We start from the raw sequence: 15984 nt of genomic DNA, 5'->3' as shown, positions 1-15984 counted from the left end.
GCTTACACTCCTGTGCCGTTGAGCTGGTTCAGCTGTTTCAAAGCCGCCTCGAGCAGCGCATCCTCGGAGGACAGCTCTTCGGTCGGGCCGAAATCGAATTGGTCCAGCAGATGGGCCGACAACCGCTCGATATCGGGGTAGTCGAGCGCCACTGTCGCCGAGACCTCAAGCGCAAGCTCGTCCTTGAGGCGGCTTTGCAGATCCAAGGCCATCAGCGAATCGAGACCGAGATCGGTGAAGCCCAAGCTCCAGTTCACGCTGCCCAGATCGTCGATGTTCATGATCCGCGCGACGATTTCCGTGAGCCCTTGGCTCAGGATCTCGGGGCGCTGCGCCGTGCGAGCCTCGGAGAGCCGCCGCAGCAAACCTGCCCTAGGCGCAGCTTCTGCGGGTTCAGGCGCCACCGGCCGCGCCGTCCCCAAGGCATCGAACAGCGGGTCGGGACGACGAAGCGCGGCCTTGTAGCGATCCCAATCCGCATCAATGACGATGCGGTGGCTGCCCGGGCTGGTCAGAGCCTCGTCAAGCGCCGCGAGGCCGGTTTCGTCAAGCTCGTGCACGCCCAGAAGATCGAGCCTGCGCTGCGCTGCGGCACCGGCCTCGGCGAGCATGCCTCCCCCGCTCCACGGTCCCCAATTCACCGCAAGCCCGGGAAGCCCCTGAAGACGGCGCTCTTCGATCAGCGCATCGGCAAAGGCATTGGCCGCCGCATAGCTCGCTTGCCCCGCCGAGCCCAGTCGCGAGGCAACCGAGCTGAAGACGATGAAATGCGACAGGCAATCGCCCCGGGTTTCCTGATCGAGCCAGCGCAGCCCCCCCGCTTTCGCCGACATGGCGGTCGCGAAAAGCTCTGGGCTCTGCTGAGCGAAGGCCGCGTCGGTCAAGACCCCCGCCGCATGAATGACGCCCCCAATCGGCCCCAGATCCGCGCGAATGCGGTGCAAGACGGCGCGAAGCTGGTCGAGATCGCCGACATCGGCCTGATAGAATGCGACCTCGGCCGCAAGATCGGCCGCAAGATCAGCCATGCGCGCGCGCACCGCCTCGGAGGGTTGCCCGCGTGAGATCAACGCCACGCGCTTTGCGCCATGCCCGATCCAGCGCTCGGCGATCTTGAGCCCGAGCAGGCCGGTGCCGCCGGTTATGACGAAACTGCGATCTTCGGGAAGATGTGGCGCTTCGGCGGCAGAGGGATCGGCGGGCCGAAGCCGCGCCACCCAGCGCTGACCCGCGCGGTAGCACAGACGCGGCTCGTCTGCGCGCGCAAGCTCTGCGACGAGCGTCGCGCTCCAATCATCGGCGGCAGCATCCTCAAGGTCGATCAGCCGGACCTCGGTCCCGGGCAACTCGCGCCGCAGCGCGCTGGCCAGACCGACAAGCGTCGCCCTTTCGGGCAAGACGATGCCCTCGCCCGTCACGGAAACGGCATCTTCGGTGACCAGATTGATCGAGCCGGGCGAGTCCCCGCCATGGGCCAGAACGCCCTGAAGCGCCGTGCTGACCGCCGTGACGAGCGTGGTGGCGAAGGTTAACCTTGTGTCATGGGGCGTGGTGTCATGGGGCCCGGTGTCATGGGGCGTGGTTTCCGCAGGGGATGCGGCCCGCCCCCACAGCGAGACCACGTGATCGACACCGCGCCCGCCAAGCGCCGCGCGCAGCTTCTCGCGGATCTGCGAGAGATCTGCGAGGTCCTCTGGCGCAAGCGTCAGAACCGCAACCTCATGTCCGGCGGCAGTCAGCCGCTCGGTCAGGCTTTGGGCTTGCGCCCCGCCGTCCGACAGAAGCAGATAACGCCCGCCCCGATCTTCGACCGGGCTTTCGCCGAGCGGCGCGACCTGCCAATCCTCGACATAGCTGATACCGCCGCCCCGATGGAGGCTGCGTTGCAAAACCTCGCGCGCCGCCCGGCGCGTCCGGAACCCGCGCGCTTCCAGATAGCGCGCGCCAGTCTCGTCATAAAGATCGATATCGACGACCTCACTTTGGGAATCGAAATCCCCCGAGCGGCGCCGCCGCATATGACAGGTCAGCTCTCCCTGCGGCGGCTTCGTGGAAAGGGTCAGGCGGTCGCAGTGGAAAGGGATGGCGAGCGCGTCATCCTCGGCGCTGCCCTCGGTCACCATCCAGCAGGCGAGCAGCTGAAAACAGGAATCGATCAATCCGGGATAGAGGCTGTAATCCTCGACCCGATCGGGCAGAACCGGCTGCTTCATCCGGCAAAAGGCTTCGTGCTCGCGTCGCCAGATCCGGTCGATCCAGCGAAAGCTGGGCCCGAGCGTATATCCCACGGCCGCGAAATAGGCATAGAAATCCTTGCCCGAGATTTCGTGGCTCTGCGCCGGGATCGCAGGCACGTCAGCCCATCGCGCAAGCGCGTCGCCACCCTCCGCAGCCGTTGCGATCCGACCGACCAGATGCGGGGTCCATGCATCGGTGCCCGCCTCCTTCGCCGAGCGGACCTTCAGCGTCCTTGGCGCATCGGGCTGTCCCTCGATGGCGATCTGCACCGCGACATCCTCGGCGTCGTCGAGCACCAAGGCCCGCGGAAAGGCCAGGTCGGTTGCGATCACCGTTGCAGCCGCCTCTTCGCGCCGCAGCAGGACCAGAAGCTGTGCGAGATGCGAGGCGGCGGGCACGACCACGGTTTTGAACAGACGGTGATCGGTGAGATAGGCCGGGTGATCGGCACGATGCGCGCCGATCGCGAGGCTTTGTGCGCCCTGCGCCGCCTCCATGGTGAAGACCGGCTGACCGGCGGCGCGCGGCAGGCGATAATCCTTCAACTGCCAAGGATAGGCCGCAAGCGGGGCATGTCGGACCATGCGCCCGCCGGTCAGCGCGGCCATCTTAAGCCGCATGCCGTTGAGGAAAAGCGCGGCGAGCAGCGCATCCCACGTATCGGCCAATCGCGCCGATGGCATGATCTCGGTGCCATCGGGCGCGATGATCCGATCATCCGTCACCACCCAATTCAGCCGGTCATCGGCCTTTTGACTGGTGCCTGTGGCCACCGGCGCTGGCCCGTTCAACGGCGCGACCATCGCCGCGCGCGGAGACGCGCTCCCCAACCAAGCCGCGCCCACGACCTCGACCTCCAGCCCCAAGAGCCGCATCCAGGCAAGCGTTGCCAGAAGCGCAGCCTCGGCGGGATCGCCATCCATCGGGCCGGTCAGAGCCGCGATCTCGGGAAGCGCCCGCAGCAGATCAGCCGCGCCGGCTCCCAGAACCGGCCGGCCCCGCAGATCGAGGCGAAGCCGTGTCTGGAAACGTGCCGCAGTCTCGGCCCGCGCCTGCGCTTTCGGCCGCAACGCCTCGTCAAAGGCCAGAACCGCACGGAATTCATGCTGCTGGCTGCGACCGTTCAGCGCCTCACGCAGACGCGCGCGGGCGTCGCGCCGATCGGTCTGGGCGAACCGCTCCAAATAGGTCTCGATCAGCGCGGTCAGCGCCGCAGGGCTGCGGGCCGAGAGCAGTCCGTGCTGCGCCAAAGCCGCATGGTCCGCCCGGCTCTCTGGCTCTGCCAAGGTCGCGGCGTCGGGCTCTGGCGCGCGCCCAAGCAGCACATGCGCATTGGTGCCGGTGAAGCCAAAGCCACTCACCGCGACCAACCCCGCCTCTTGCGCCGGAAGCGGCACGATCTGTTGCGGAACGCGCAAGCCGATCCGATCCCAGGGGATATGCGGATTAGGGTCTTGGAAATGCAAGCTTGCGGGGATCTGGCCATGGCGCAGAATGCCCAATCCCTTCAGAACCCCGGCGAGACCCGCCGCAGCCTCGAGATGGCCGAGATTGCTTTTAACCGAGCCGATCCACAAAGGCGCCGGATCGCGGCTGTTCCCGCGATAGGCATCCCATGCCGCTTCGGCCTCGATCGGGTCCCCGAGCGGCGTGCCGGTCCCATGGGCTTCGACATAGTGAACCTGACCGCCCGAAAGCCCGGCATTCTCAAGCGCCCGCGCAATGACGCGGCGCTGTGCATCGCCATTGGGGACGGTGAGCGCGCTGCTTGCGCCATCCTGATTGACCGCCGATCCGCGCACCACGCCAAGAATGCGGTCGGCATTGAGCTGCGCATCCTCCAACCGCTTCACGGCCAGAACGACACAGCCCTCCGAGCGGATATAGCCGTCCGCTGCGGCGTCGAACGTGGCACAGCGCCCCTTCTCGGACATCATCCGATTGCGACAGGTCGCCAGCGTGACCTCATGCGACAGCATCAGATTGACGCCCGCGACCAAAGCGGTCGCGCATTCGCGGCGCGTGAGCGCCTGACAAGCGAGATGCAACGCGACCAGTGAGGACGAGCAAGCCGTATCGACAGCCAAGGTCGGGCCCTCGAAGCCATAATAATGCGCAATCCGGCCCGGCACGGCGCTCAGCGCGCTGCCGCTGGCGAAATACTGGTCGATCTGGCTGCGCGCCATCATCAGCCCGTAATCGGAATTCGAAATCCCGACGAAAACGCCGGTGTCCTTGGGCGCGCCGTCGGATTGAAAGAGCGCGCCATCCTGCATGGCCTCCCAGCTGCATTGCAAAAGCAGCCGCTGCTGGGGGTCCATGAAATCGGCCTCGCGGGGGCTGATGCCGAAGAAGGAGGCGTCAAAGCTGTAAACCGCGTCAAGAAAACCGCCGCGACGCACATAAAGCGCCGGATCTGCTCCGGCATGCGGCCAACGTGCCCAAGGAATATCGCTCAGGCCGTCTTTACCGGACGAGAGCAACCGCCACAGCCCGTCGAGATCACGAACTCCGCCCGGCAGACGACACCCAACCCCGACAATGGCAAAGGCCTCCCCGGTAGGCGCGACAGGGCGACCTGTGCTTTGGCTGACGTCTTGGTCGATGGTTTGACGGGCAGTTTGCGGCTCGGGCGAATGGGGTGCCTTCGCCGCCATCGGCTGCGCGGGCCCCTCGTCCTTGAGCATCTCTTTCGCCAGATGCTCTGAGAGGCGCTCGACCGTCGGATGGTCGAACACGGTCGCCGGGGTGATCGCGACCGAGAGCTGGGCACTGAGCGCGCGCGCCAAATCGACTGCCGAGATGGATTCCATGCCAAGCTCGGTAAACCCGCGATTGGTCGGGAGGCTCTGGCCCTCGTCATAGCCGAGGATCGTCGAGACCGTCCGCTCCACCAGCTCGGCAATGGCGCGCGCGGATTGCGGTCCTTGTCGCTGATTGCCCTGTGCGGGCGACAGATCAAGCATCGCACCCAGATCGCGAAAAAGGGAGTAGCGCCGCCGCGCCTGATAGGTCGCCACAAAGCGGCGCCAATCCATCCGCGCCAAGACGCGATGACCGGAGGTGGATGGCCCGGCGGCAGGCGCGGCATCAAGCTCTTCGGACAAAAAGGCCAATCCGTCCTGAGCAGAAAGCGCCGTCATGCCCAGCCGTGCGAGCCATTCCTGATCCGCGTCCCCCACCATGGCCGATGCCGCCCAAGCGCCCCAATGCAAAGCGCATCCCGATTGCCCGCATTGCCGACGCGCCGCGATCAGGCGATCAAGCCCGGCATTTGCTGCGGCATAGACCGCCTCCCCCGGCGTTCCCCAAAGCGCGGAAACCGAAGAGAACACCACGAAATGCCGAACCTCTGGGCAAAGCGCGCTGAGGATCGACGCGCTTTCAAGCTTCGAGACCAGCGGCAGCGGGTCGATGGTTGCGCTCATATCGTCAAGGTTTTGCCGCGATGTGGTCCCCGAGAGGCAGAAAACGCCGCCGAGCCCGCCGTGATCGGCGGCAAAATCGACCGCGCTGCCCAAAAGCGCGGGGTCCGCCGCATCGCCGACGAAAATCTCGCAGCGCACACCGGCGGCCGCAAGCCGCGCGAGGCACCGCTGGCGCTTGTCGCGCCGGTCCGGGTCTGCGCAATCGACGGCAGACCGCGAAATCACCAGAAGCTGGCGTGCCCCGCGCGCGGCCAGCCATTCAAGCGTGGCAAGGCCGATCGAGCCCAGCCCGCCGGTGACAATGACCCAGTCCTGCGCGGCAAACTCAACTGGGCCCGCAGGGGGCCGCGGCGCGGCGGATGTGGCAATCCGCCCATAGACGCGCCCCTCGCGCAGGGCGAGCCAATCGTGCTGGTTGTCCTCGACCGCCTGCAGCCCGCGCGCCAGATCGGCCGGACTTGCCTCTTCGACAAGCGGCAAGTCGAGCACCCCCTGGACCAGATCGGGATATTCCAGCGCCGCCACCTGGGCGAAGCCGCCGAGACTGCCATGATGCACCGCGGCGGCCGAGACGGCCTGAGCCTCCATGCCATTCGCAAGCTGGCCCCCTCGGGTCACCAGCCACAGGCGAAGCGGCTGCCGGTCGCGCCGTTTGCTGAGGGCTTGAAAGACCGCCGTGCAGACCGCCAGCTCTCGGCCAAGCTCGGCGCTGGTGTCGATCCGCTGCGGCGGCAGCACGAAGACATTCGCGACCGCCGTGCTGTCTTTCGCGATCTGCCGGTCCCATTCGCCCAGCAGGGCATCGCGCATTTCCGCGACAGTCGCGCCCTGCGTCCACCCTGGGTCCAGAACGGTGCTCTCGGTATGGGTGGCGGCGATCTGGATGAAATCCTCCCCCGCCTCCGGTGCCAGTGGCAGCAAAATCGCCGGCATCGCGGCAATCTGCGCGGGCAGTTCAAAGGAATGCCAGCCGATCTCGATTGACGCTTCGACCGGCGCTTCTAGCGCCGCTTCGGTCGCGTTAGGCTGCGGCGGCGCGACCGAAGCGCCCGCCGCCGCATCGGCAGAGCTGAGAGTCTCGGTCCGCGACAGCCCCGAGGGCAACCAATGCGACAGCCGCGCGACCGGTTCGGGCGAAACCCGCCAGTGTGGCGCGCTGCCATGGAAAAGCTTGTCCCAAGCGATCGGCACGCCCGCGACCCAAAGCCCCGCAACCGCCTTCGACATGGTCAGGCAATCATCGCGTCCCCGCAGCAGTGAAGCTGCGGCATTCTCATTGCTGCGTGCGCCCAGCATCGGCGTCAGGACCGGATGCGGACCGACCTCTAGCCAGGTCGTGACGCCGTTGTCGCGCAGGGTCTGCACGGTCTCGGCGAAACGAACCGTCGAGACGATCTGTTGCGACCAATAATCAAGGCTTGCAAGTTCCTGCGCTGCGGCGCGCTTTCCGGTCAGATTGCACACGATCGGGATCTTCGGCGGCGCGAATTCAATCGTTTCGCAGCCCGCGCGGAACCCCGCGACGGCGGGCGCGACCAGCGGCGAATGGAAAGCATGAGACACGACGAGGCGTTGCGTCCGGACGCCGCGCGCATTCAGACGCCGCTCGGCTTCGGCAATCGCTTGCTCGGCTCCCGAGAGCACAGCCTGATTGTCGGAATTGGTCGCTGCAAGGGCAAGCGGGCCGCCGCTTTCGGCGCAAATCTCGGTCGCGATCTGCGCCGTGGTCTGGCCGTCGCACCAGGCGGCAAGCATCGCGCCGCCCTTGGGCAAGGCCCCCATGGCCTGCGCACGCGCGGCAACCATCGCGATCGCATCCTCAAGACTCAAAATGCCCGAGACCGTCGCCGCGACATATTCCCCGATGCTATGGCCCGCGACGAAATCGGGCTCGACACCCAGAGCGCGCCAAAACGCGGCGAGCGCATATTCAACGGCAAAGAGCGCGGGCTGGGTCCATTCGGTGCGTTCCAGCCCGCCGTCATCCGAAAAGACGCGCGCGCGCAGGGACTCGCCCAGCAAGGGCGAAAATAGCGCATCGCAGGCGTCGAAAGCCTGCCGGTAGCTCGCGCTCGAGCGATAGAGCGCCGCGCCCATATGTGCATATTGCGAGCCCTGCCCGCTGAAGAGAAAGGCGACTTTCCCCCGCGTGTTCGGATCTCGCCGCCCCCGCAGCACGTTCGGATTGGAGAGGGGCGGGTCAAGAAGGCGCTGGCTGAGCTCTCGGGGATCGCGGGCCACAACCGCCATGCGCTCAAGCTGCCCGCCCGCGGCAAGGCAGCAGGCTGCGGCGGCCCCGACCGGGTCAGGCGCGCTTTGCATACGCGCGCCCAGCTCGGCGGCGCGGCGAAGAAGCCGCTCTGGATCGGCGGCAGAAAGCGGCACGATCAACGCCTCACCCAGCTCGGAGGTGGTCGGCGCGCGTGCTGGCGCATAATCATCGGCTGAGGATAGGATCACATGCGCATTCGTCCCGCTCATGCCGAAAGAGCTGACCCCGGCATAGACGGTCTCGCCCGCCTTGCCCCAGTCCCGCGCCTCGGCCAGAATTTCGGGCGCGCCCTCGCTCTGGGCGATATGGGGGTTGAGCGTGGCGAACCCTGATTGCGCGGGCAGCTGATGCCGCGCCATGCACAACGCGAGCTTGAGGACACTGGCGGCACCAGCGGCGGCTTCCAGATGACCGATGTTGCTTTTCACCGAGCTGACGCGGCAGGGTTCACCCGCACGCGCGAAGACCTCGGTCAAGGCCTCCATCTCGATCGGATCCCCCAAAGCGGTGCCGGTGCCATGCGCCTCGACATAGGAAATCGCCTCGGCGGAAAGATCGGCATTGCGTAGGGCCTCGCGGATGACGGCGGTTTGAGCCTCGGGGTTTGGCGCGGTCAAGCCATTGGATTTCCCATCCTGATTGATCGCACTGCCCCGGATCACGGCGCGGATCTCGTCGCCGGAAGCGAGCGCATCGGACAGGCGTTTGAGCACGAAAAGCGCCCCGCCCTCGCCGCGGACGAAACCATCCGCGCGCGCGTCAAAGGGGCGGCAGATGCCACTGGGCGACAGCGAGCGGGTTTCTTCCAGCAGCGCCTGCGCGAAGGCCGAGGTGATGATATTGACCCCGCCGCCAAGTGCGGCGTCGCATTCGCCACGCCGCAGCGCCGCACAAGCCAGATGGAGCGCGACCAGCGCCGAGGAACAGGCGGTATCGACCACCATGGCCGGGCCGGTCAGGTTCAAGGCATAGGAAATCCGGCCTGCGGAGAAGCAGGGCGTCGTTCCAGTCGCACAAAAAGCGTCGAGCTGGGCGGATTGCGGGTCGAGCAGCTCGCGATAATCGCCCGAGGACATGCCGACATAGACGCCGATCTTGCGCGGGCCAGCGGCGTGCCCCGCGCGAGACCCAAGCCCGGCAGCGTCCAAAGCCGCGTCCGCCAGTTCCAGCAAGATCCGGTGCTGGGGATCAAGCCGGCCCGCTTCTTTGGGCGATATTTCAAACCGCGAGGCATCGAAGCAATCGATCTCGGGCAGAAAGCCGGCCTTCTGCGGCAAGCCCGTCGCACAGGGCGCCTTGCGGCGTGCCGATGGCGGCGCGGTCAGATCGGCACCGGCGAGCAATTGCTCCCAGAACGCGTCGGTACTGGCGCCGACCTGGGGCATGCGCGCGGCAAATCCGACGATGGCAATCGGTTCGTTCTGGGCTTGCTTCAACTGGCTAAGCTCGGTCTGCAACTTGCGCAGCGCCCCCATCGCGCGGCGAAGCTGTGCGGCTCCACGTTCTTCGGCCGGTGCAGCAGGCGCGGCGGTGTCATCGGATAAACTCATTGGGCGTCTCCGCGTCTCTCTGATCTCACGGGGGAAAGCGGCGGCTCGCCTGCCGTCCCGGCCTCGTGCCAGGCTCCGGCGGTGGCGAGGCTGCCAAGGAGGAAGTCGCTGAGTGCCGCGACGGTCGAATGGCGAAAGAGCAGGGTCGGCGCGAGCTTCAGCCCGAGGCTTTTTTCCAGGCGATTGCGCAATTCGAGGCTCATCAGGGAATCCAATCCGAGCGCGCGGAAAGGCGTCTCATCCGAAATACGGTCCTCGCCTTGCCCGAGCACGCGGGCCAGCAAGCTGCGAAGGCCGTCCGCCAAGAGCCGCGCCCTGTCCTCGACAGGCGCGTCGACGACCTGCCGCAGCAGCTCCTGGCGCCGTGCCGTGCCGCCGGTTTCGCTGCGCAAAAGTGCGGCGAAGCTTTGGAGCCCCGCGACCGAAGGATGGGCCTCGCACCACCGCCCCGGCTCGAAGGGGACGATGCCGATGGTGACTGGCTGCGCGTGCAAAATGTCGATCAGGGCATCCATGCCCTGCGTCACGCTGAGCTCGCGCATGCCTTGCGCATCCAGTCGCTTGCCGCGCCGCGCATCCTGCGCCGCCAGACCGATATCGGCGAAAGGCCCCCAATTGATCGAGGTCGCGGGTTTGCCCTGCGCGCGGCGGCACTCGGCCAAAGCATCCAGAACCGCATTCGCCGCGGCATAGGCGCTTTGACCGGGAGAGCCGAACAGCGCGGCGGCCGAGGAGTAGAACAGGAAGAAATCGAGCGGCGCATCCGCCAGAACGCTGTCGAGCGCCCAAGCCCCCATGACCTTCGGCCGGAAGACCCGGGCGAGCTGGGCCTCGCTCACCTGTTCGAGCGTGGCATCGTCCAAAACCCCCGCCGCATGGACAACGCCATTGATCTTGCCAAGGATCTCGGATTCGTTCACGCGCTCGCCAAGCGCAAGCAGGGCGGCGCGCAACTGCGCGCTCTGTGCGACATCGACCGGCAGGATCGAGACGGTGCACCCCATGTCTTCAAGTGCCGCAATCTCGTCACGCGCTGCCGGACCGGGTGCCGAGCGACCGCACAAGATGAGATGTCCCGCGCCGCGTTCGGCAAAAAGCCGGGCGGTCGCAAGGCCCAAAGCTCCGAGCCCGCCGGTAATCAGATAGATCCCATTCCGACGCAATTGACCGCCGTCCAGCGCCTGAGTTCTCAGACCTGTCGCACCGGTCATCTCGAGAACGACTTTGCCGATATGCTGCGACTTCGACAGATAATCGAAGGCCTCCGCGGCGCGATCGACCGGAAAGGTGGTGACCGGCAAAGCGGGGACCTGACCGTCTTGGAGCAGCGCAGCGACCTCGCGCAGCAGCGACAAGAAAAGCGCTGGCTGCTCTTTTTGCAACGAGGCGAGATCGACCGCAAAGAACGAGAGGCTTTTCCGGAACGCGCCGAGATTGAGCGGCGCGTCGCGATAGATGTCCTTTTTCCCAACCTCGACGAACCGTCCCCCAAAGCGCAGAAGCTCCATACCGGCGGAAAGGGCTTGTCCGGTCAGCGAATTGAGCACCACATCCACGCCTTCGCCTTTGGTATGTGCCCGGACCGCCGCGACGAAGTCGAGGCTGCGGGAATCGGCCACGCAGCTGATGCCCATCTCGCGCAGATGCTGGCGCCGGGCCTCGCTGCCCGCCGTCGCCAGCACCTCTGCCCCGAGCGACCGCGCGACCGCGATCGCCGCGAGACCCAGCCCGCCGGTGCCCGAATGGATCAGCACACGCTCGCCCGGGCGCAGCCGTGCCAGATGGTGCAACCCATACCAGGCAGTCATATAGACCAGAGGTTGGGCCGATGCGGCTTCAAGCGACAGGTCTTTGGGCAGCGCCACAAGCTCGAAGGCGCTGGCATCGACCTCGCGAGAGAACGCCCCCGAGGTCGCAACCATCACCGGCTGCCCGACCGCGATCCCCCCGACCGCGATCCCCCCGGCTGTGTTTCCCCCGGCTGTGTTTCCCGTCTGCGTCAGCGCCCCGCCAACCGCCACGACCTCACCAGCACATTCACCCCCAAGCGCCAGCGCACCGGGTTCAAGTCCGGGATAGATCCCCATGACCTTCATCAGATCGATGAAGTTCAGCGCGGCATGGCTCACCCGAACGCGGATCTTGTCCTCAGCGAGCGGACGCTCATGCGCGGCGCTCAGATGCAGCCCGCTTGTCGATCCCGGCTGCGCAAGGCTCAGCCGATAAGGGCCGCCGTTTTGCAAGCCGAGATAGCTTGCCGGAGCGTCGATCTCGGCGAGGCTTTCGGGCGCGAGCGCATTCACCCAATCCTTTTCGGGCCCGATGGCGAATTCCTCGCCCGGCTGGTCCGCCTGGATCAACGCCATCCCCCTGCGAAGAGCGGCAGGGTCGAGGCCGGCGAGATCGAGCAAGCTCACCCGCAGCCCGGGCGCTTCATAAGCAGCGGTCCGCGTCAATCCGCGCAACCCCGCCAGCCAAGGGTTTGCGCAGGCATAATCCGGCGCGGTCAGGCTGCGCGAGGTCAGAAACCAAAGCCGCGGCTCAGAGGGCGCGGCAAGCGCGGCCCGCATCACGGTGATCGCTTGCCAGCTCACCCCCTGCGCATGATCGGCCCGATCATCCGAGGCATCCGGGCAAAAAATGACCTGCGCCCAGTCCTCGCGCCGCAGCAGCTCGGCGAGTTCGGCGGTCTCGGGCAGCGTCACGAGGTGAAGCGCGACCCCCTCGGGGGCGGCCGCCTTGATCCGCTCAAGCAGGTCGGCGTCTTGCGCGAGCACCAACCAGCGGCCTGACTTCGGGGTGGGTGCCATTGGTCCGGTCGCAGGGACCAGCTCGGTCCATTCCCGACCCCATTCGGCGTCGATCAGCCCACTGCCGCCTGTGTCTTGGGAAAGAAAGGCCTCTTTCAGCTCGAGACCGGATATCTCTCCGATCGGGCTGCCGTCCGGCCCGAAGACGCGGACCGCATCGATCCGGCAGCCCTGCGATGACAAAGGGGTCACCCCCTCTACCTCGATGCTAAGGGTGCCAGCCCAATCCCCGGCCAGACGGCAGCGTTCAATGGCAATCGGCACGGGTTGCCGTAGCCCGAGCGCAAGCAGCGCGGGATGGGCGAGGCAGGTTTGAAGGACACCATCGAGCAGGACCGGATGGGCACCGTAAAGGCCCAGCCCGGCACCAAGCGCCGCGCCGGCCTCCACCCGCGCCGCAACCCCTCCATGGACGGGCTCGATCGCGGTGATCGCCCTGAAGGCCTCGCCATAATCCAGCCCTGTGGCCGCGACATCGGCATAAAAACGCGCGGCCGCCTCGGGGTTTTCCGGCAAAACCGCCGCGGTCCGATGCGCTGCGGCCCGATGCTCTGCAACTGGCGCCTGACCGGGCACAAAATGCGCGCGACAATGCACGGTCCAGTCCGCCGTCGGCTCGGCCTCGACCGGGCGCGAGCGGAATTCGAGCAACCCGCCCTCCGCTGCGGTTCCGGTAAAGGTGACCTGGACCGTATAGTCCTGATCCTCATCAAGAACCAAAAGCTGTGCGAATTGGATCGTCTCAAGCGCGATGACCGCTTCACCGCCGAGTTGCTCGACCGCCGCGCGCAGAGCTTCAATATAGAAGGCACCGGGACAGACTATCGCGCCTGCCACGCGGTGATCGGCAAGGAACGGAAACCGCGACAGGCCCAAAGTGCTTTCCCAAATCAGGCGGGACAGACCAGCACGCCCTGCCTCAACCGGCACGCCGATGACCGGATGCCTGCCCAAGGCCGGGATATTCGCCGCCCCGCCTTTGGTCGGGAACCAATGGTCCTCAAATTGCCAAGGGTATCGCGTGACCTCGATCTGGCGCGCCCCCGCGAACAGGACCGCGCCATCGTCAAACGGCACCCCGGCGCAATAGGCCCGGCAGAGCGCGCGCCAGAATTGCGTGAGCGTCCCCTGATCACGCGACAGCGTTTCGATGGCCGTAGCCTTCACGTCCAACGCGGCAAAGTTCTGGGCCAGCGCGGGCAGAAGGATCGGATGCGGGCTCATCTCGATGAAGGTCAGATGGCCGGCTTCGACAAGCTGCCGGATCGCTTGGGCAAAGCGCACCGGCTCGCGCAGGTTGTCGACCCAATAATCGGCGGTGAGATCGGGCCCCGCGACCTGATCCAGCGTCACGGTCGAGAGCATCGCAAACCGCGTGGGCTGCGGCGCGACCTCGCGCAGAGCCGCGCGCAGCTCGGCTTTCAGCGGGTCCATTTGCGGGCTATGCGAGGCGTAATCCACGCGAACCCATTTGCAAAAGGTCTCTTCGACCTCCAGCAGCGCCTCGATTTCGCGCAGCGCCTCAAGATCGCCCGACAGAACGGTCGATTGTGGGCTGCTGCTGACACCGACCGAGATCTGGTCCTGATACGGCTCGATCAAATCAAGCGCATCCTCATAGGACAGATCGACAACCAGCATGCCGCCCTTCCCGCTTTGCTGCTTCGCGATCAGGCTGCGCAGCGCGATGATTCGCGCGCCGTCGCGCAGCGACAAGGCCCCGGCCACGCTTGCCGCGGCAACCTCGCCCATGCTGTGGCCAACGACGACGGCTGGCGTCACGCCGTAGCTTTCCCAAAGCTTTGACAGGGAAACCTGCATCGCCCAGAGCGCTGGCTGAACGACATCGACACGCGCCAGCCAATCAGAAGAGGTCTCTTCGGTCAGGAAGGCGATCAGGTCCCAGTCCACGAATTCTCGCAGAGCCGCAGCACAAGCGTCGATGCTGTCGCGAAACACCGCTTCGCGATCATAAAGCGGCTTGCCCATCCTCAGCCATTGCGACCCATGCCCGGGAAAAACCCAAACCGAACGGGCCTCGTCCCCGGCGCTCCGCGCCCCGGGCCCGTGCTCGCCTGTGCCCTCCTCCTCGGCCGCAGCGATCAGAGCCTCCGAAGAGGCCTCGTCTCCGAGATCGGCGCTGCGCAACATCTCCGCCAGCTCTGCGGCCGTCGCGCCGATGGCGCAAAAGCGCCGGTTCAGGCGTTGGCGGCGCTGGGTATAGGTGAAGGCGACATCGCGCGGATCGGCGGATTGCGCGATCAGATCAGCCGCGTGACGCCGCCGCTGAGCCAAAGCCTCGGCAGTATGCGCGGACAGCCCCAACAAGAGGGGAGGCCCCGCCATTGTCTGCTGGCTTGCGGCCGCCGCTGCGGCAGGCGGCGACGTGATCTCTTCGGGCGCACCTTGCAGCACGACATGGGCATTCGTGCCCCCCCAGCCAAACGAGCTGACACCGCAAAAGCGCGCGGCGCGCGGCTTTGTCCAACTTTCATCGCTTGTCTGAACCTGAAGCGCCCAACCATCGAAGTCGATCTTCGGATTGGGATCGGTGAAATGCAGGCTGGGCACGAAACGCCCGTGATAGGTGCAAAGCGCCGCCTTGATGACACCTGCGACGCCCGCGCCTCCCTCTTGATGGCCGATATTCGTCTTGACCGAGCCAATGCGCAGCGGCACAGTCCGTCCCGCCCCGAGAATGGCGCCCAGCGCCTCGGCCTCCACGGGATCGCCTGCGGCTGTGCCGGTGCCATGGGCCTCGACATAATCCACCTCACCCGGCGCGACCGAGCCGCGTCCGTAGATCTCGGCCAGCAGATTGATCTGGCCCTGCGGCAAAGGTGCGGTCAACTGATTGCCGCCGCCATCATTGTTCACCGCCGTTTCCCGGATCAAGGTATAGACACGACGACCGGCAGCCCTGGCGGCGCTGAGCCGCTCGAGAACGATCACCCCCGCGCCCTCGCCGCGCCCGAAACCATCGGCACTTGCCGCGAAGGCCTTGCTGGTGCCATCCATCGACAGCCCGCCAAACCGGGTCAGCGCAACCATGACCTCGGGCGCGATCATCGCGTTCACGCCGCCGACGACCGCAATGTCGATTTCGCCCGCCAGCAGGGCCTGCTGCGCCAGATGCAAAGCGACCAGGGATGAGGAACAGCCGGTGTTGACGATCAGGCTCGGCCCCTGAAACCCGAAGGCATAAGAGATCCGGGTCGCGATCACATCATTCGATTGACCGACGGCGCTATGGGGGGTGTGGAGCTGACTGGCCGTGCGATGAGCGAGTTCGTAATCATGCCAGATCACGCCGAAATAGACGCCGACGCGGGCATCGTTCAACGTAGTTTGGCTTAACCCGGCATCCTCGAGCGCCTCCCAGGACACCGTTAGCGCCAGCCGCTGCTGCGGGTCCATCTGGGCAATTTCGCGTGGCGACATCCCGAAGAACCCGCCATCGAACTGCTTGATATCGTCAAGAAACGCGCCGCTTTTCGGGATCTGCCGCTCGGGGTCGAAGATCGCGGACCTGTCCCATCTGTCCTCGGGCACCTCGCTGACCATGCAGCGTCCCGCTCGCAGAAGCGCCCAGAATTCCGTAACCGATTGCGCACCCGGATACCGGCATCCCATGCCCACAATCGCGACATTATCATTCAGCATTGTTCAACTTTCTCGCTATCGGC

The 15984-nt window shown here is 66.0% G+C and carries 2 protein-coding genes; both read right to left on the bottom strand.

Annotated features, from left to right (window positions below; translation table 11 throughout):
* Nucleotides 1-2 precede the first annotated feature (2 nt).
* Nucleotides 3-9488 (bottom strand): type I polyketide synthase, encoded by a 9486-nt coding sequence (locus JCM7686_RS04865; protein WP_020949748.1) that lies wholly within the window; start codon nt 9486-9488, stop codon nt 3-5.
* Entirely contained in the window at nt 9485-15961 is a 6477-nt protein-coding gene (locus JCM7686_RS04850; protein WP_051201515.1) for a type I polyketide synthase, read from the bottom strand. Before JCM7686_RS04850 ends, JCM7686_RS04865 begins: the two co-directional genes overlap by 4 nt.
* Between the last annotated feature and the right edge of the window lie 23 nt (nt 15962-15984).

This window comes from Paracoccus aminophilus JCM 7686, from assembly GCF_000444995.1.
Classification (GTDB): domain Bacteria; phylum Pseudomonadota; class Alphaproteobacteria; order Rhodobacterales; family Rhodobacteraceae; genus Paracoccus; species Paracoccus aminophilus.
The sequence above is the reverse complement of the archived record's forward strand: the minus strand, read 5'-3'. Positions and strand labels throughout refer to the sequence as shown.

Coding starts and splice junctions, on each gene's coding strand:
- JCM7686_RS04865 (WP_020949748.1), bottom strand. CDS start 9,488: ATGAGTTTATCCGATGACACCGCCGCGCCTGCTGCACCGGCCGAAGAA.
- JCM7686_RS04850 (WP_051201515.1), bottom strand. CDS start 15,961: ATGCTGAATGATAATGTCGCGATTGTGGGCATGGGATGCCGGTATCCG.